This is a genomic window from Chryseobacterium sp. MA9 (genome assembly GCF_024399315.1).
Lineage (GTDB): Bacteria > Bacteroidota > Bacteroidia > Flavobacteriales > Weeksellaceae > Chryseobacterium.
Map to the genome: position 1 here is coordinate 587,856 of NZ_CP075170.1, position 17,900 is coordinate 605,755.

At 35.9% G+C, this 17,900-nt stretch carries 20 protein-coding genes; 13 read left to right on the forward strand and 7 right to left on the reverse strand.

The genetic code is table 11. The annotated features are described in order from the left end of the window. Nucleotides 1-101: 101 nt before the first annotated feature. Entirely contained in the window at nucleotides 102-659 is a 558-nt protein-coding gene (locus KIK00_RS02650) for a DNA-3-methyladenine glycosylase I (RefSeq protein WP_255815014.1), read from the forward strand. A 44-nt stretch (nucleotides 660-703) separates the two neighbouring features. Here KIK00_RS02650 and KIK00_RS02655 read toward each other — a convergent pair whose 3' ends face one another. Next, a complete protein-coding gene (locus KIK00_RS02655; protein ID WP_255815015.1) occupies nucleotides 704-970 on the reverse strand; it encodes a hypothetical protein in 267 nt (88 codons plus the stop codon). Between the two features lie 192 nt (nucleotides 971-1,162). Between KIK00_RS02655 and KIK00_RS02660 the strand changes: the two genes are divergently transcribed. Both KIK00_RS02660 and KIK00_RS02665 read left to right on the forward strand, forming a co-directional pair. After that, on the forward strand, nucleotides 1,163-1,591 hold the full coding sequence (locus tag KIK00_RS02660) for a MarR family winged helix-turn-helix transcriptional regulator (RefSeq protein ID WP_255815016.1): 429 nt from the start codon (nucleotides 1,163-1,165) through the stop codon (nucleotides 1,589-1,591). After that, complete coding sequence (locus KIK00_RS02665) at nucleotides 1,588-2,349, forward strand: NAD-binding protein (protein ID WP_255815017.1); 762 nt, start codon at nucleotides 1,588-1,590, stop codon at nucleotides 2,347-2,349. The genes KIK00_RS02660 and KIK00_RS02665 overlap by 4 nt, the downstream gene beginning before the upstream one ends. Before the next feature lie 176 nt (nucleotides 2,350-2,525). On the opposite strand, the gene KIK00_RS02670 is transcribed toward KIK00_RS02665, so the two are convergent. Together KIK00_RS02670 and KIK00_RS02675 are read right to left on the reverse strand one after the other, a co-directional pair. Next, on the reverse strand, nucleotides 2,526-3,380 hold the full coding sequence (locus tag KIK00_RS02670; RefSeq protein WP_255815018.1) for a nucleoside phosphorylase: 855 nt from the start codon (nucleotides 3,378-3,380) through the stop codon (nucleotides 2,526-2,528). Between the two features lie 22 nt (nucleotides 3,381-3,402). Next, complete coding sequence (locus KIK00_RS02675) at nucleotides 3,403-3,888, reverse strand: hypothetical protein (RefSeq protein ID WP_255815019.1); 486 nt, start codon at nucleotides 3,886-3,888, stop codon at nucleotides 3,403-3,405. 232 nt (nucleotides 3,889-4,120) lie between these two features. Here KIK00_RS02675 and KIK00_RS02680 point away from each other — a divergent pair, with 232 nt between their 5' ends. The 3 genes from KIK00_RS02680 (at nucleotide 4,121) to KIK00_RS02690 (ending at nucleotide 9,332) form a co-directional block, all read left to right on the forward strand. Continuing rightward, on the forward strand, nucleotides 4,121-5,950 hold the full coding sequence (locus KIK00_RS02680; RefSeq protein ID WP_255815020.1) for a cytochrome-c peroxidase: 1,830 nt from the start codon (nucleotides 4,121-4,123) through the stop codon (nucleotides 5,948-5,950). A 270-nt stretch (nucleotides 5,951-6,220) separates the two neighbouring features. Further along, nucleotides 6,221-8,374, forward strand: a complete 2,154-nt coding sequence (locus tag KIK00_RS02685) for an alkaline phosphatase PhoX (protein WP_255815021.1) — start codon at nucleotides 6,221-6,223, stop codon at nucleotides 8,372-8,374. Nucleotides 8,375-8,432: 58 nt separating this feature from the next. Next, a complete protein-coding gene (locus KIK00_RS02690; protein WP_255815022.1) occupies nucleotides 8,433-9,332 on the forward strand; it encodes a leucine-rich repeat domain-containing protein in 900 nt (299 codons plus the stop codon). A 2-nt stretch (nucleotides 9,333-9,334) separates the two neighbouring features. Here the strand turns inward: KIK00_RS02690 and KIK00_RS02695 are convergent, their stop codons facing one another. After that, the gene (locus tag KIK00_RS02695; protein ID WP_255815023.1) at nucleotides 9,335-9,658 is read right to left on the reverse strand and encodes a translation initiation factor; all 324 of its coding nucleotides are present in this window, start codon (nucleotides 9,656-9,658) and stop codon (nucleotides 9,335-9,337) included. Nucleotides 9,659-9,919: 261 nt separating this feature from the next. Here KIK00_RS02695 and gpmI point away from each other — a divergent pair, with 261 nt between their 5' ends. The 5 genes from gpmI (at nucleotide 9,920) to KIK00_RS02720 (ending at nucleotide 14,777) form a co-directional block, all read left to right on the forward strand. Continuing rightward, nucleotides 9,920-11,461 carry a 2,3-bisphosphoglycerate-independent phosphoglycerate mutase gene (gene gpmI / locus KIK00_RS02700; RefSeq protein ID WP_255815024.1) on the forward strand — a complete coding sequence of 514 codons (1,542 nt, stop codon included), beginning with the start codon at nucleotides 9,920-9,922 and terminating at the stop codon, nucleotides 11,459-11,461. A gap of 150 nt (nucleotides 11,462-11,611) precedes the next feature. Next, nucleotides 11,612-12,589, forward strand: a complete 978-nt coding sequence (locus tag KIK00_RS02705; RefSeq protein WP_047375291.1) for an acyl-ACP desaturase — start codon at nucleotides 11,612-11,614, stop codon at nucleotides 12,587-12,589. A 99-nt stretch (nucleotides 12,590-12,688) separates the two neighbouring features. Next, nucleotides 12,689-13,120, forward strand: coding sequence for a BT0820 family HAD-type phosphatase (locus KIK00_RS02710; protein WP_047422710.1), 432 nt, complete (start codon nucleotides 12,689-12,691; stop codon nucleotides 13,118-13,120). A gap of 80 nt (nucleotides 13,121-13,200) precedes the next feature. Next, nucleotides 13,201-14,010 carry a type I methionyl aminopeptidase gene (gene map, locus KIK00_RS02715; RefSeq protein ID WP_255815025.1) on the forward strand — a complete coding sequence of 270 codons (810 nt, stop codon included), beginning with the start codon at nucleotides 13,201-13,203 and terminating at the stop codon, nucleotides 14,008-14,010. Beyond that, nucleotides 14,010-14,777: a class I SAM-dependent methyltransferase gene (locus KIK00_RS02720; RefSeq protein ID WP_255815026.1), complete on the forward strand. Its 768-nt coding sequence runs from the start codon at nucleotides 14,010-14,012 to the stop codon at nucleotides 14,775-14,777. Before map ends, KIK00_RS02720 begins: the two co-directional genes overlap by 1 nt. A gap of 132 nt (nucleotides 14,778-14,909) precedes the next feature. On the opposite strand, the gene KIK00_RS02725 is transcribed toward KIK00_RS02720, so the two are convergent. Continuing rightward, complete coding sequence (locus KIK00_RS02725) at nucleotides 14,910-15,242, reverse strand: multidrug efflux SMR transporter (protein WP_077414420.1); 333 nt, start codon at nucleotides 15,240-15,242, stop codon at nucleotides 14,910-14,912. A gap of 246 nt (nucleotides 15,243-15,488) precedes the next feature. Next, nucleotides 15,489-16,052: a Crp/Fnr family transcriptional regulator gene (locus KIK00_RS02730; RefSeq protein WP_255815027.1), complete on the reverse strand. Its 564-nt coding sequence runs from the start codon at nucleotides 16,050-16,052 to the stop codon at nucleotides 15,489-15,491. A gap of 213 nt (nucleotides 16,053-16,265) precedes the next feature. On the opposite strand from KIK00_RS02730, the gene era reads away from it, so the two are divergent. Together era and KIK00_RS02740 are read left to right on the forward strand one after the other, a co-directional pair. Continuing rightward, complete coding sequence (gene era / locus KIK00_RS02735) at nucleotides 16,266-17,141, forward strand: GTPase Era (RefSeq protein ID WP_255815028.1); 876 nt, start codon at nucleotides 16,266-16,268, stop codon at nucleotides 17,139-17,141. 66 nt (nucleotides 17,142-17,207) lie between these two features. Continuing rightward, entirely contained in the window at nucleotides 17,208-17,636 is a 429-nt protein-coding gene (locus tag KIK00_RS02740) for a DoxX family protein (RefSeq protein ID WP_255815029.1), read from the forward strand. Between the two features lie 64 nt (nucleotides 17,637-17,700). On the opposite strand, the gene KIK00_RS02745 is transcribed toward KIK00_RS02740, so the two are convergent. Beyond that, a complete protein-coding gene (locus tag KIK00_RS02745) occupies nucleotides 17,701-17,853 on the reverse strand; it encodes a hypothetical protein (protein ID WP_255815030.1) in 153 nt (50 codons plus the stop codon). Nucleotides 17,854-17,900: the final 47 nt, after the last annotated feature.

Consider the following 17,900-nt stretch of genomic DNA (forward strand, 5'->3'; position numbering starts at 1 on the left):
ATAACCATTCCTAAAACAGCATGCCTCTGTTAAACTTTTCATAATCTTTTGTTATATTTTTCCAAATCAGCAGTATCTTTAGTTGATAAAATTTGATAATTATGGAAACAATACGATGTGGGTGGTGTGAAAAAGATGACCTTTATAGAAAGTATCATGATGAAGAGTGGGGAAGACCTGTGTATGATGATGAAACAATATTTGAATTCCTCATTCTTGAAAGTTTTCAGGCCGGACTGAGCTGGTATACTATTTTATCTAAAAGAGAAAATTTCAGAAGCGCTTTTGATCATTTTGATTATAAAAAGGTAGCCGCCTATTCAGAGAAGAAAGTCGAAGAATTAATGAACAATCCAGGAATTATCAGAAACAGGCTTAAAATTCTGGCAGCAGTTACCAATGCTCAGCGATTTATGGAAATTCAGAAAGAATTCGGGAGTTTTTCCAACTATATCTGGAGCTTTACGGGCGGGAAACCAATTGATAACAGTCCTGAGACTTTAGCTGATGTTCCTGCTACAACAGAAATTTCCGATCTTATTTCTAAAGAACTTAAAAAAAGAGGGTTTAAATTCGTAGGTTCTACAGTAATTTATGCCCATATGCAGGCTACCGGAATGGTAAATGACCATATAAAAGACTGCTTTACCAGGAAATAACAGTTGTTTTTATTCGAAATTCAGATATATTTTTGCGGTATATTTTAATTAAGCTTTCGGGAACGGATTTCTTTGCGGACATTTTGCCAGCTATTCCTAATAATGAGATACAATGGAAAAAAAGCCAAAGGAAGTGGTGTTATGCCATTAAAGCCTTTCTTTATTGTGACATAGATACAGGCTGCCACAAGTATTCCCATAATAATGCAAAAGGAAATATGTGCTGCGTAACGTTTTTTTTCTTCTTTTGTAAGTTCCTCAATGGAGAGTTCTGAAAGTTTATTGTCTTCAGGTTGATTAGCATTTTTCATGTTCAAGGTAGTTTTATGGTTTTTATTTTGGCTAAAATAATAAAATAACCAGAGGATGAAATAAAATCCGAAACAAAATGCATTCAATTGTATATAATACTTTTCACTTCATCAATTATTTGAATAAATATTTTAAGCAAAAATATTGTGCACAAACTAAATAGATTATCTTTGTTTTAATAAAAAAAGAAGATGATCCCTTTATCAGAACATTTATGTTTTAAAACCTATGCGGTTTCCCGGTATATCACAGGTTTATATAAGCCTTATCTGGATGAAATTTCATTGACCTATCCTCAATATCTTGTAATGATTGTTTTGTGGGAAAATGGTGGAATGAATATCGGAAAGATTGGCAGATACCTTCACCTGGACAACGGCACACTCACTCCACTCCTGAAACGTATGGAAAAAAACGGACTGATCATCCGAACCCGCAGTTCAGAAGATGAAAGAGTAGTACTGATTAATCTTACAAAGGAGGGTGTGAAACTTAAAGACAGAGCGGGGCATATTCCTGAAGCTGTTCAGAGCTGTATGCATCTGAGTAATGAGGTGAAAAGCCAGCTGAAGAATTCTTTAGACGAAATATTATCAATTCAATCTGTATCTGAAATATGAAGAAAATAGGAATTATAGGCTATGGCTGGCTGGGAGAGAGAGTAGCATCTTCCTTATCCGAAAAATATACAATCTCTGTAACGACAACAACAGAAAATAAAGCCAGCGATTTGAATAGCAAGGGAATAAACGCTGTAGTGGCTTCTTTCCCAGATTATCAGTTGGCAGAACCCATTTCTCAATGGACTGAAATTAAAGATATGGAAATTTTGATTATTACCATTCCTGTCTCTGAAAAAAGCTGCTGTGTAAGTTCTTTATATAACAGAATTCAGAATTTATCAGCATTTATCGGGGATTTTACAGGGCAAATGTTCCTGATGAGTTCTACAGGTGTTTATCCAGATCTTTGCAAAGAGTTTACAGAAGATGATATTCCATTGGAAAGTGTTTCGGGAGAAAGAATGCTTAAAAATAAATATTCACAGCTTAATATCCTGAGATTAGGAGGCTTGATGGGTGACAACAGACTTCTGAAAAATTATAATGTGGGAAATCTGGATCATGCAGTAAATCATATTCATTATGCTGATATCAGTGCCATTATCACAGAAATGATTGAAAGTAAAGCTGAATCAAAACTTTACAATGTTACGGCCCCGATTCATCCGGCAAAAAGTCAGGTGATTAATGCACAGAAAAATATACCTGACGGAGAGTCTTTTGAAATAAAAGGGAAGAAGGTTTTATCGTCAAAGCTTGTTTCAGAGCTGGATTATGTATTTCAATATCCGGATCCGAGAAAGTTTCATTTATAATTATTTTGATTGGGTTTTCATCCATTTTACCTACGAAATGACAAGCTGGATGGGTAGTTTATTTATCGTAAAAAAAATAAATATTTTCAACAATACCAAATTTCATTGGCTTTACCAAAAGCTATAAAAAAACTCCGGAAATAGCTCCCGGAGTTTTTTATATGTAAATAAAATAATTACTTAATAATTCTTTCCAATACCCATTCAATAAGGTTTTTCTCAGAAGCATGATGATCTGCAGAGAACTCACCGCGTCTTCTGTTCGCAATAACATTATTTACGGTAATGGCTTTATGGCCTAATAATTTTGAAAGCGCATAGATCGCAGAGGTTTCCATCTCGAAATTGGTGATTCCAAGATCATTCAATGTTTCTAAGAATTGATCATCTACTGCTTTCAGACGAAGCTGTCTTCCCTGTGGAGCATAGAATCCTGGGAATGTTGCAGTATTTCCATGGTATTTGGCATCTTTGTAATAGTTACCCATTTCTTCAGCCCAGTCTGAGAAGTACAGCATCGGCTTGATTCTTTCGTAAGGGAATTTTTCAAGGAAGCTTTTAGAAAATTCATTTTCAAAGTTATAATCCTGATAGAAATGCATCAATCCGTCTAATCCTACTACATTTTGGGTAACCAGCATATTGTCAACCTGTACATCCGGGTTTACACTTCCGCAAGTTCCCATACGGAATAGTTCAAGAGCTTTGTGCTCAGTCTTAAATTCTTTATTTTTAAGATCAATATTCACCAAGGCATCCAGCTCGTTCATTACGATATCAATGTTTTCAGTTCCGATACCGGTAGACATTACCGTGATTCTCTCTCCGCGAAGCGTTCCTGTATGCGTATAGAATTCTCTTTTATTTTTTTTGATCTCTACAGTATCAAAGTATTTTGAAACTTTTGCCACCCTGTCAGGATCACCTACAAGGATGATTTTGTCAGCAATATCTTCAGGTAAAAGATTCAGGTGGTATACACTTCCGTCTTCATTCAGAACAAGTTCTGAGGCAGCAAGTTTGTTTAGCATAATATGTATATTTTTTGTTTTTTTAATTAATGATAATCGCGTCTTTATAAGGAGATGCCATAACCTCGTAGATATCATTATATTCTTCTACAATTCTTTTCTGGCCGTTCATTACTTCGTACACAGTAACGACGGTTTTTTCAATATTTTTAGGATCTTTCCTCTGTGATGTGATTTCGTAGAAATGATCATCTTTTTTTAGAATAGAAATAAGTTCTTCCTTTGTTGAGTTGTTGGAAGTCATCATTCCGGGAAATTCTGTCACGATATCTTTCAGATCTGTATAATTTTTATAGGGTTTTGTGACACCGTTGGAATACACATAAACATTGGGAATGTTTTTATCCTTTTCAAGGCGGACCAGGTAATAATCAGAACCTCTTTTCTCAGCATATACAGCCATTTCCTGCGGCTTTTCGGACTGTTTTTCCGGTTGCTTTTTTTTCTGTGAAAATGCAGTCAGAGACAGGAAACTTGCTGCAACAGCAAACCATAGTTTTGTTTTCATAATACTATTTTAGTTTTTTTGATGTGTTGAATTCAATTTAAAAAAATCCTCGCCCAATAATCTCCCGCCATTATTTTTACCGGTATTTCGAAGAACCGTTTCCTTTAGAATAATGAATTTGATTTCGGGGTTTAAAATTAGTGAAAAATATGATATCAGAAATATAAACATTATTTAATCTGTTATTAAAACTGAGATAACATCAGATTGATACTTTTGTCGCTAAAAATTCATGAGATCTTATCCACTGCTTGTAATCATCCTTTTGATAGGATTTGCAGTAATGTCTTTTAATCCCATTTATAAAGGAAAAGAAAGCGAAAATACATTTGTCAATAAAGGGTTGTCCGACTTCAAAACCAAGCTTGAACAGCTGAAATCAGATGTTGATAAGTTCTCCGAAGACCGCATTTCACTGGAAGAATTACAAAAATCACTGAGCAGTACCAGAAATTCATTCAAAGAAATAGAATTTTATGTGGCTTATCATTATCCTGAATTTACGAAAACGCATCTTAATGCTGCACCTCTTTTTCATATTGAAGCTGCAGGAACATCAGCATATACACTTCCTCCTGAAGGGCTGCAGGTACTGGATGAACTTATATTTTCAGAAGAAGCAGCCAATGAGAAAGAAAAGATCAAAACCATTACGACATTTCTATACAACAGTTATTCCGGGTTTTATCTAAGTGCTTTAAAAAATGGCTTAAGTAAAGGCAACAACAAGACATTACCTTTACGTGTAGAGCTGATCAGGATCTATTCACTAGGAGTGACAGGTTTTGATACTCCAGGTTCTTTGCATATTTCCGAAGAAACAAGCCACGCTTTTTCCGGGATACAGAAATACATTAATGATGATCCTTATTTTAAAAATTATAATACGGGTAAGGCAAATCAAATATTAACAGAAGCAATCAGCTATCTTTCAAAAAATACCAATTTTGAAACTTTTGACAGAATTGAGTTTTATAAAAAGTACGTACAGCCTTTGTATGAAGAGTTTGGAAAATGGGACGGAAGACCTGATGATCTTAAAGAATTTTCCGGTTGGAATGTAGGAAACAAAAACTTTTTCAGCAGCGATTTTTTAGATCCGTATTTTTATACCTTATTGAAATCCTCAGAAGATAACCCGGAACTCAGAAACCTTGGAAAATCTATTTTCTATGATCAAAACTTAAGTGGTAATGAAAAGATGAGCTGTGCAACCTGCCACCTGCAGGAAAATGCTTTTACAGATCTTAAAGCCAAATCACAAAGCAATGTGGAAGGAAAAACAGTTTTGAGAAACTCTCCATCTTTATATAATGCTGTTTTTGCCAAAAGATTTTTCTATGATCTTCGTGCTTTCTATCTGGAACAGCAGGCAGAACACGTCATTTATAATGAGCAGGAATTTAATACAAGCTACGAAAATATTATTCAGAAACTAAAAACAAAACCTGAGTATAAAAAGGCTTTCCGTACAGCTTTCAAGGATGGAAAGATCAGTAAAGAAAATTTCTCGAAAGCATTAAGTTCTTATGTAGCTTCACTATACTCATTTGACAGCGATTTTGACCGTTTTATGAGGAATGAAAAGAATATTTCCGATGATGTGAAAAAAGGGTTCAACCTGTTTATGGGAAAAGCCAATTGTGCAACCTGCCATTTTGCGCCTCATTTTTCAGGATTGGTGCCACCGTTTTTTAATGAAAATGAATCTGAGGTTTTGGGAATTACCACGAAGCCTATCAAACAACTTCCTGTGGAGCTTGATCAGGATTTAGGAAGAGGAAACAGTCCCGTGAAAAAGGAAAAATCATGGATTTATGATTACTCTTTCAAAACTGTGACAGTGAGAAACATTGCCCTTACCAAACCATACTTTCATAACGGAGCTTTCAATACATTAGAAGAAGTTCTTGACTTTTATAACGAAGGAGGTGGAGAAGGATTAGGATTAAAAATGAAAAACCAAACCCTTGCACCGGATAAATTAAACCTTACCGAAACAGAAATAAAACAGATCATCGCCTTTCTGAATGCTCTTACGGATGTAAGTAAAGCGAAATAAACATGGTGCGAGTGTTTGATAATTTGAGGAATTTGATAGTTTGAGTTGCGGGATTTCGGGATCCTGGATATATTCTGCGGACTCTCAAACTCTAAAACCCTCGAACCTCGCGATCTCGCATCCCGAAGCCCGCATTATTTAACAGAAAATTAATCCCATTAACATTAGGTTTTTGATAAGTTAATATTTGCTGATCTATATTTAAAATCCTATTAACAGAGGAAAAGCTCTAAAAAAATAGTTTTGCAGTGTCTAATAAATCAAATAAAAATGAAGAAAAAACTACTAACAGTTGGAGCTTTGGCTATACTGGCCAGTTCTGGTATTCAGGCGCAGACTCTGATATTCAATAAGAATGCGTCATGGAACTATAAAGATAACAATCAGGCTCAGCCTGCCGGTTGGAATGCCAAGACCTATGATATTTCAACATGGGCAGTAGGAAACGGCCCGTTAGGATATGGAGATCCTGTAACCACAACAATCAATTCAGGGCTTACTACAGCTTATTTTGCTAAAGATTTTACAGTAGATTTTTCAACGCTTTCCGATAATATGGAGTTGGGAGTAATGAGAGATGACGGTATTATAGTATACCTGAACGGAGAGGAAGTCGTAAGAGATAATATGCCTGCAGGTGCTGTAACATTCAATACCTTTTCATCTACGACTATTGATGGAGCAGCAGAAAGCGTTTATAACCTTTTCACGATTCCAAAATCAAAATTTGTAAACGGTGTTAACAGACTTTCTATAGAATTACACAACAGAAGTACAACCAGTTCAGATTTAAGAATTGATGCTTACCTGAAAACTACACCTAATACAACTATTCCTGTAACTTGTAACGGAACACATATCAGCTGCTTTACTTCAATTGTCCCTACAGCACAGACTGATAAGCTGATCATTCCTGCTGAACACAAATACCAGCTTATTTTAAAAGAAGGAGACAGTTATACTGAAGGAGGTGGATTAGTTGGAGGTCAGAATGACTTTACAGCTTATGTTGCAAAAGCCGGAAGCAGTACAAACGGATATCTTTCTGTAAACCATGAAACGAATCCTGGAGGAGTTACCATGGCAGAAATCAATTATAACGCAACTTCAAAGCTTTGGCAATTAACAAAATCAAGAGCGGTAAGTTTCTCAGATCCAAGTTTGGTGCAAACCATCAGAAACTGTTCCGGAGGAATTACACCTTGGGGAACGGTAGTGACGGCTGAAGAATCTGTTACGTCTAATGACGTGAACAATGATGGTTACAAAGATTACGGTTGGTTAGTAGAGATTGATCCGGCAACAGCTCAGGTGATCTCTAAAAATACTGACGGTTCCAAAGGAAAACTTTGGCAGATGGGAATCATGAACCACGAAAATGTAGTTGTTAATAATGCAGGAACAACTGCTTATTATGGTGAAGACGGTGGAACGCACATGGTGTACAAATATGTAATGGATACTCCAAATAACCTTTCTTCAGGAAACCTTTATGTTTTAAAATTAGATCAGGGATTATCAACTGCGGGAGATCCGGTAGGAACTACTGCAACATGGATTCAGGTTCCTAATAAAACCAAAGCAGACCAGAATAATACGGCATCACTTGCTCAGTCATTAGGAGGAACGAAGTTTAACGGAGTAGAAGATGTTGATATCAGCCCATTAGACGGGAAAATCTATTTTACAGCAAAAGGATTAGACAGAGTATACCGTTTACAGGATAACGGAACTACAGCTTCTCAGGTAGAAACATTTGTAGGAGGAGGTTCTTCTGTATATTCTTTCAATACTGCTCAGGGAATGAAATCTGAAGCTTGGGGAGACGGAAATGACAACCTTACTTTCGATGAACTTGGAAACCTTTGGGTACTTCAGGATGGAGGTAAAAACTATATCTGGGTTATTGCTCCGGATCATACACAGGCCAATCCTAAAGTAAAACTATTTGCTTCTATGCCGGCTGGTTCAGAACCTACAGGACTTACATTTACGCCTGATCATAAATTTGGTTTCTTCTCTATTCAGCATCCGGATTCAACAATCTCTACAGATGTGGATGCTACAGGAAATACAATCAATTATAAAGGGAAATCAGCAACCATCGTAATTGCACTTAAAAATAACCTTGGAACTGAAGGGACTTTAGGAACTATCGACAACAAAACTGCAGAAAATACAGTAACCGTAGCACCAAACCCGACTTCCGGAATCGTAAAAATCAATTCAGCAAAAGGATTGAAAGATATTTCTGTGACAGCTTACAGCATGGACGGGAAAATTGTTTATACGAAGAAGTTCAACGGAACCAACAAAGTATTGGATCTTGACTTCACACAACAGTTGGAAGGATCCCGTGTTTTAGTTTTAAATATTGAAGCTGAAGGTGGTTTCCAGAAAACAGTTAAACTTTTAAAGAAATAAATTATTTATAATTCTTGTCTGTCAGTGACTTCTGTTGCTGGCAGACCTTTTTATGTTTATGAAAAAGCTTTTCTTATTTATTTCCATCCTGTCACTCTCTCAGATCAATGCACAGATTGATCCGGTGAAGTACCCTACTTTTACCAATATTGAAGATGCTTTAAGCAGTAAAAAAACAGTGTACAGTATGAGTTTCAGAGAAAAGGGATTGTTCAATCTTCCCCCTCAAATCGTGAAGCTGGATTCATTGTTTTTTCTGAATATCATGGCCAATAAGCTTGAAAAAATGGATCAGGAGCTCTTTGAGTTGAAAGAACTGGAAATATTAAATGTGAATGAAAACAGCATTAAATATATTCCGGATGAGGTAAGCAAGCTTAAGAAACTGACCACTTTCTCAATGAATCTGAATAGTCTGACAAGCATTAATCCCAATATAGCAAAGCTTCAGAACTTAAAAGTAGTGCATTTTGATGCCAACAACCTGAACACCTTTCCCGAAGCGCTTATGGAAATTGCAATGTTGGAAGAAATTAACCTTCAGGGAAACCAGATCAGTTTTATTGCAGACAGACTGGATCAGATCAAGAATCTGAAATTTCTGAACCTTGCCGATAATCAGATCAATGACCTAGGAAATCTGTCTTTTCCTAAAAACTTAAAATATCTTGAACTGCAGCAGAATGCTATCAACAAGCTTCCGGAAAATCTTTTCAAATCTCAGCACCTTGAATTTCTGAATGTAAGTGGAAATAATATCTCGGAAATCTCACCCAAAATAAAAGGGTTAAAAAACATTGTCAGCATGAATCTGGCCAACAATAATCTGAAAGACATTCCTGTAGAAATCAAACAACTGAAAAATCTGAAAACTTTGATTCTTACAGGAAATCCTATAGAAAAATCTACAATAGAAAATTTAAAAACCTTACTGCCGGAAACCCAGATCTATTTCTAGATCTATCCGCCAACACGTTTGGTTTTATATCCCATTTCTTTAAGGATATTCATTATTTTATCACGGTTGTCCCCTTGAATGATAATCGTTCCATCCTTCTCAGAGCCGCCTATACCCAGGGTGGTTTTTATTTTCTTTGAGATTTGTTTTAAGTCTTCTTCACTGCCTTCCCAACCTTCAACAATTGTTACAGGCTTACCGTTTCTTCCTTTTTTCTCAAATTTGCATACCAAAGGCTCTTTCTGCTTGAATTGCTCTTCAGGCATCTCAAAATCCTGCTCTTCATGATCAGGAAAAAGATTCTTCAATTGATCTCGTAAATCCATACAGCAAAATTAAAAAGATTTACTGATTAATGAATGGGATTGAAGATGAAATTTTATGATAAAAATGATCTTTTTTTATTCGATAGAAATTCATCTGATCATTCCCGGATTATTTAATACACCATATCAAGATTTTAAACCTTGATATGGTGGGATTACCTGCGATATCTTCCTGATGATCAATAATCAATAAAATTCGAGCCTTCAAATTCTTCTATTCATAGGAAATTAGGTAAATTTGTCTAACAAAAGTTTTATAAAATGTCAAAAAAAGCAATACTGGCAATTCTTGACGGATGGGGATTGGGAACAAACCCTGACGTTTCTGCAATAGATAAAGCAAATACACCATTCATAGACAGCTGTTACCAAAAATTTCCACATACTACGCTTGAAGCGAGTGGATTGGCGGTGGGGTTACCTGCCGGACAGATGGGGAATTCTGAAGTAGGACACATGAATCTGGGAGCCGGAAGAGTAGTTTACCAAAACCTGGTGAAACTGAACATGGCGGTTGAAAACGGAACACTGGGTCAGGAAAAAGTGATTCAGGATGCTTTTGAATACGCAAAAAAAGAAAATAAAAAAGTACACTTTATTGGGTTGGTTTCCAATGGAGGAGTACACTCACATATCAATCACTTAAAAGGATTACTTACGGCTGCAAAAGAATTCGGATTAAATGAAAACGTTTTTGTTCATGCATTTACCGATGGTAGAGACTGTGATCCACACTCAGGATTAGGATTTATTGATGAGCTTCAGAAGCATATGGAAGCTACTACAGGAAAACTGGCAACAGTGGTAGGCAGATACTATGCAATGGACAGAGATAAAAGATGGGAGCGTGTAAAACTGGCTTATGATGCCCTTGTAGAAGGAGTAGGTGAGCCATCAACAGATGCCCTAGCCTCTATTAAAGCTTCTTATGATAATAACGTTACGGATGAATTTCTGAAGCCTATCATTTTAATGAATACTACCGCTACGGGAAATGTAGTGCCGGTTGCAAAAATCATTGATAATGACGTAGTAATCTGCTTCAATTTCCGTACAGACAGAGGTAGAGAAATTACAGAAGTTCTTTCTCAAAAAGATTTTCCGGAATATGATATGAAAAAGCTGAACCTTTATTATATTACATTAACAAATTATGATAAGACATTCCAGAATGTACAGGTAGTTTTTGATGAAAATGTTCTGACGGAAACCATGGGAGAAATTCTTGAAAAAAATGGAAAAACCCAGATCAGAATTGCAGAAACAGAGAAATATCCGCACGTTACCTTCTTCTTCTCAGGAGGAAGAGAGCAGGAGTTTGAAGGAGAGAAAAGACTGCTTTGTCCAAGCCCGAAAGATGTCCCTACTTATGATCTGAAGCCGGAAATGTCAGCCTATGATATTACCAACGCTATCGTACCGGAACTGGAACAGGGTACAGCTGATTTTGTTTGCTTAAATTTTGCCAATACCGATATGGTAGGACATACAGGAGTTTTTGAAGCCGCTGTAAAAGCTGCCGAAGTAGTAGATCAATGCATCGAAAAAGTAGCAACAGCTGCTTATGAAAACGGATATGCTGTTTTTATTCTTGCCGATCACGGAAACTCAGACGTAATGATGAATCCGGATGGAACTCCTAATACACAGCATTCAACCAATCTTGTGCCTTTTATTGTAATGGATAAAGACCAGACCTGGAATTTAAAACCAGGAAAATTGGGAGATGTAGCCCCTACAATACTTAAAGTAATGGGCGTTGAAATACCGGCTGCAATGACGGGAGATGTTTTAGTTGATTAAAATTCAATAATATTGTCAAAAGAATGCCGTTATACCTTGTATGACGGTATTCTTTTATGATTTATGTCAGATAAGGTATGAGTTGCATACTTTATTATGCGTTAAATAATAAATAAATCATATCTTTGTAAATTAAAACTGAATAGTAAAATGTATCAAAAGCTTGTAAGGAAAGAAGTAATGGGATTATTGGAAAAGGAAGTAGGTTCTTTTCTTGATAAATTTTTAACGCCAATTGAAAAAATATGGCAGCCTTCCGATTATTTACCAGATCCTTCAAGCGAAGAATTTAAACACGACTTAGAAGAAATTCAGACCTTTGCCCGCGAAATGCCTTATGATCTTTTTGTAACATTGATCGGGGATTGTATCACAGAAGAAGCTCTTCCTTCATATGAGTCTTGGTTAATGGGAGTTGACGGAATCAATCAGGAAGAAAAACTAGGCTGGGCCAACTGGGTAAGAGCATGGACTGCTGAAGAAAACAGACACGGAGATTTATTAAACAAATATCTTTATCTGTGTGGAAGAGTAAACATGAGAGAGGTTGAAATTACTACTCAATACCTTATTAATGACGGATTCGATTTGGGAACAAGTATGGACCCATACAGAAACTTCATTTATACAAGTTTTCAGGAAACAGCTACCAATATCTCTCACAGAAGAGTAGGTACATTGGCTAAACAATCCGGAAACGGAAAATTGGCAAAAATGTGTGGGGTAATTGCTGCAGATGAAGCAAGACACGCTAAAGCTTACAAACATTTCGTAGCGAAAATCCTTGAAGTAGACCCTTCAGAAATGATTCTTGCATTCGAAGATATGATGCGTAAGAAAATTGTAATGCCTGCCCACCTGATGAGACAGTCTGGACAAAAGGCTGGGGAACTTTGGGGACATTTCTCAGATGCTGCACAAAGATGTATGGTGTATACAGGTCAGGATTATATTAATATTATGAAAGACCTTTTAGATGAATGGAAAATTGAGCATGTAAAAGGACTTACAGAAAAAGCAGAAAAGGCTCAGGAATACCTGATGAAACTTCCTGCAAGGCTTCAGAAGATCACCGACAGAGTTTCTACTCCGGATCTTCAGTTCCAGTTTAGATGGGTAAAAAGCTAATAAGATCTGTAATATTATTTAAAATATAAAAGTATTGAGTGCCTTTCTTTTTGGCACTCTTTTTATTTCTTATCTTTGCAAAGCTAAAAAAAGAACAAAATGTTAAATAATAAAAAGATTGCTGTTGACTTTGACGGGACTATTGTTGATGATGCCTACCCGGCAATTGGAAAACCGAAAACTTTTGCATTCGAAACTTTGAAAAGACTTCAGGCTGAAGGATACAGACTTATTCTTTGGACTTACAGACACGGAAAAACATTGGATGAAGCCGTAGAATTCTGTAAAAAAAATGGAATAGAATTTTACGCCGTAAACTCAAGCTTTGAAGGAGAAGTTTTCGATCATGAAACTCAATCCAGAAAACTAGATGCAGATTGGTTTATTGACGACAGAAATTTAGGAGGATTCCCAGGTTGGGGTGAGATCTATAACATTATTCAGGAAAGAATAGAATTCCGTGTAGAAGGAAAAGAAGTTCTTGCCTATTCAAAACTTAAAAAAGAAAAGAAAAAAGGACTTTTCTGGTAGAATATAACAATTTAACAGTGTACCAATTTATCAATCAATATTGTTACACTGATACATTAATACATTGGTAAATTAATACAATGATTCAATTAAAAACGATAGACGAATTACGTCTGATGAAGGAGAGTGCCCGACTGGTTTCTAAAACATTGGGAATGTTGGCAAAAGAAATCAAACCCGGGATTACGACCTTATATTTAGATAAACTGGCTCATGATTTTATCAAAGATCATGGTGCTGAACCTGCATTCTTAGGTTACGGAGGATTCCCAAATTCTCTTTGTATCTCTCCAAATGAACAGGTAGTTCATGGTTTCCCAAACAATGATGTAGTAAAAGAAGGAGATGTTCTTTCCGTAGACTGTGGAGTTATTCTTAACGGCTTCGTAGGAGATCATGCCTACACTTTTGAAATCGGAGAAGTAAAGCCGGAGGTTAAAAAATTACTACAGGTTACCAAAGAATCTCTGTACAAAGGAATTGAGCAGTGTGTGAGAGGAAAAAGAATAGGAGATATCTCCCATGCAATCCAGGCACATTGTGAAAAAGAAGGATATGGAGTGGTAAGAGAGCTTGTAGGACACGGTTTAGGAAGAAAAATGCACGAAGATCCGCAGGTTCCCAATTATGGAAGACAAGGAAGTGGAAAAGTAATTAAAGACGGTCTAGCGATTGCTATAGAGCCGATGGTTAACATGGGAACTGAAAAAGTGAAGTTCCATAACGATGGCTGGACGGTGACGACTTTAGATAATATGCCATCTGCTCACTTTGAACATGATGTAGCGGTGATCAATGGTAAACCAGTATTGCTTTCAACATTTGACTATGTGTATGAAGCTTTAGGGATTGTAAGTGATGAAGAAAAGCAGTTCCAACTGGATTTTTAATGAAAAAGGTAACGAAACTTTTACTGAATAAAATTCCACGTCCAATGCTTATTAAAATGAGCATCTGGGCAAGACCGCTTATTTACCAGTTTTTCAAAGGAGATCAGTTTTATGATCCTATTGATGGAAGATCTTACAGAAAATTCCTTCCGTATGGATATGGAAAGCAAAGGGAAAATGCTCTTTCTCCCGGAACGTTAAGTTTGGAGAGACACCGTCAGATGTGGCTGTACCTTCAGAATGAGACTGATTTTTTTATTAAAAATTATAAAGTTCTGCATATTGCTCCTGAGCAGGAATTTTTAAGGAAATTCAAGAGAATGAGTAACCTGAACTATATTTCGGCTGACCTATACTCTCCGATTGTAGATGTGAAGGCTGATATCCTGGATTTACCTTTTGAAAATGAAAGTTTTGATATTATTTTCTGTAACCATGTTCTGGAACATATTGAAGACGATGCTAAAGCAATAAGTGAACTGTACAGGGTAATGAAGCCCGGCGGATGGGGAATTCTTCAGGTTCCGATGAAAAATTCATTGGAGAAAACCTATGAAGATTTTACCATTAAAGATCCAAAAGAACGCCAGAAACACTTCGGACAGTACGATCATGTTCGTTGGTACGGAATGGATTATTTTGACCGCTTAAGAAAAGCAGGCTTTGAAACAGAACCTAACTTCTATTCACAGCAATTCTCAGAAGAAGAAATTAAAAAATATGGGTTAAGACATAATGAAATCTTACCTATAGTTTACAAAAAATAAGTAAAACCTGTCAGAAAATGACAGGTTTTTTTATGTGTAATCTGGAAGAGAATTTGTTTCCATAACTAAAAAACAGCCTTCATTACGAAGACGGTTCCATTTTTAAATATTGATAGAAGTTTATGCGCTTTTTTAGTGTGAGGAAGACACAGCTTTCAAACCTACTACAGAACCAATAAGAGTTACAATAAAAAATACTCTCCAGAAACTAACAGGATCCTTAAAAAAGATAATTCCCATTAAAGCCGTTCCTACAGCCCCGATTCCTGTCCATACTGCATACGCTGTTCCAATAGGTAACGTCTGAGTAGCTTTGATCAGCAGAAGCATACTGATAGTCATTGTTATCAGGAAACCTGTATACCACAGGTACATCTCAGTTCCTGATGTTTCTTTTGCCTTTCCCAGACATGATGCGAAGGCAACTTCAAATAATCCTGCGATAACTAATATTAACCAATTCATTTTTTTAAATTTTTCTACGGCAAAGTTCAGAATTTGACAGGAGAAAAAATTTTACAATTGTTAAAAAATGAAATTAAAGAAAGGAAGATGGAAGCTGGAAGATAGAAGTTATGATAGCTGGTTAAAGCATTGTACTCAATTTTAATTATTAATAAATCTAAAGACTTTCTATAGGAAATAATTGCTGATTATATGAGACAATAACCTCCATCTTCATTCTTCCTGCTTCCAGTCCCAAAACTGAAATTACTTTATCTCTGCTCTAATCCGGCTTAAACTTACCTGTGTAATCCCAAGATACGAAGCAATATAACCCAACTGAACTCTTTTAAGCAGATCAGGTTGATAGGCCATAATATCTTTATAGCGCTCCAGTGAAGTTTTGAACTGTCTTGAAATAATAAGTTCTTCAGATTTTATCATCTCTGCTTCTGCAAGTTTTCGGCCCCAGTTAGCAATATTAATATCTTCATTAAACAGTTTTCTGAGGCTTTCAGTCTCCATTCTGTACAGATCGCAATCTTCCAGTAATTCGATGCTCTCATAGCCGGGCTTGTCTTGTACATAACTTTTCATGGAAAGAATGGATTGTCCTTCACTTCCGAACCAGAATGTAATATCATTGTCGGTAGTTGAAGAGTAGGCACGTGCAATCCCTTTTCTTATAAAATAAAGATAGGGGATCACTTTATTGGCTTCCATGAGGCAAAAACCTTTAGGATGGGAAACCTCCGTGATATGTTCTTTTAAACTGTTTTTTGATGTTTCAGGCAGGATGTAAATCTGATCAAGAATCTGGTCTATATTCATAAATATGAATTCTAATATTCAAAAATATCAGTTTTAGACAATGCAATACAAAATTATCTTATAATTTTTATGATGGATTGGAAATAAAGTAAGAAATGTTTCTTGTATTCAATGTTATAAAGTAGGATAACTCTCTTTTTTCTTTTAAATATTGAGATTAACTGTAAAGACCAATTTTGTTTTAGTAACTTTGCAGTTCGTAATATTATTTTTATGCACAAAGCTGGATTTGTAAATATAGTTGGAAAGCCCAATGCTGGAAAATCGACCCTACTCAACCAATTAATGGGAGAGAAGTTGGCGATTGTGACGCAGAAAGCTCAGACAACCCGCCACAGAATTTTTGGTATTTATAATGAAGATGACCTTCAGATCGTATTTTCTGATACTCCGGGAGTATTGGAACCAAAATATGGATTACAGGAAAAAATGATGGATTTTGTAAAGGACTCTTTACAGGATGCTGACGTTTTTCTGTTTATTGTAGACGTTACCGATAAAGCGGAACCTTCAGAATTTTTAATTGATAAACTAAATAAAATCCCTGTACCTGTACTTCTTTTATTAAATAAAGTAGACCAAACCGATCAGGCAGGCCTTGAAAAATTAGTAGAAGACTGGCACAACAGAATTCCGAAAGCTGAAATTCTTCCTATTTCAGCATTGAATGCCTTTAATACAGAAGTCATTTTACCTAAAATAAAATCTCTGCTTCCTGAAAATCCTCCTTACTACGATAAAGATCAGTATACGGATAAACCGGAAAGATTTTTCGTAAACGAGGCAATTCGTGAGAAAATCCTTCTGAATTATGATAAGGAAATTCCATACTCTGTAGAAGTAGTAACTGAGCAGTTCAAGGAGAAAGAAGGAATTATCTTTATAGATTCTATTATTTATGTAGAAAGAGATACTCAGAAAGGAATTATTATCGGGCACAAAGGAGAGGCTATCAAAAAAGTAGGTACAGAAGCAAGATTGGACCTTGAAAAGTTTTTCACCAAAAAAATTCACTTAAACTTATTTGTAAAAGTGAAAAAAGACTGGAGAAAGAACGACAGAGATCTTAAAAATTTCGGTTACCGATAAACTAAAACGGCTGGAATCCCGTTGTATTAAAAGATTTTTATTACCTTAGTATAAATTTTTTAGTAAATGAACTATAATAATTCAAATTGGAGCTCAATACCTAAAGATGTTATTTTATTAGCAGTGAGAGTATTTGTTGGTTTTGCAATGCTGTCTCATGGCTTTCCGAAACTTCAGATGTTATTGGCAGGCGGTAAAATCGAGTTTTTCGATTTTATGGGACTTGGGCCTCAGACCTCTCTGGTTCTTACGGTTTTTGCTGAATTTGTTTGTTCAATACTGCTTATATTAGGGCTTTTTACAAGAGTTTCTTTAGGTTTTCTGATCTTTACCATGATCATCGCTGCTTTTGCAGTACATGGAGCAGATCCTTTTGAGAAAAGAGAAATGGCACTGGTTTATCTTTCCGTTTATCTTTTGCTCATGGTAATAGGAGCTGGAAAAGTTTCAGTGGATCATATGATAGAAAGAAGAAAAAGAGCTTCAGACTGGTAATTTTAGAATAAAAAGAATATAAAATATGAAAGGCACTTCATGTACTGAAGTGCCTTTTTTGTTATTAATAATTGCAATTTGGCAGGCATTCCCAGATAGGAGCACCGCTTGGAGTTTTACCTACTCTGCAAGCCATATAGCCTGCATCACATAATGGAGCACTTCCTCCTTTAATTGTTTTCAGATTGCTCTTTGATAATTTTCTTAAATTTTTCATATTATTTTAATTTGTGAGATAAAAGTAATGAAAAAAATAAATATGAC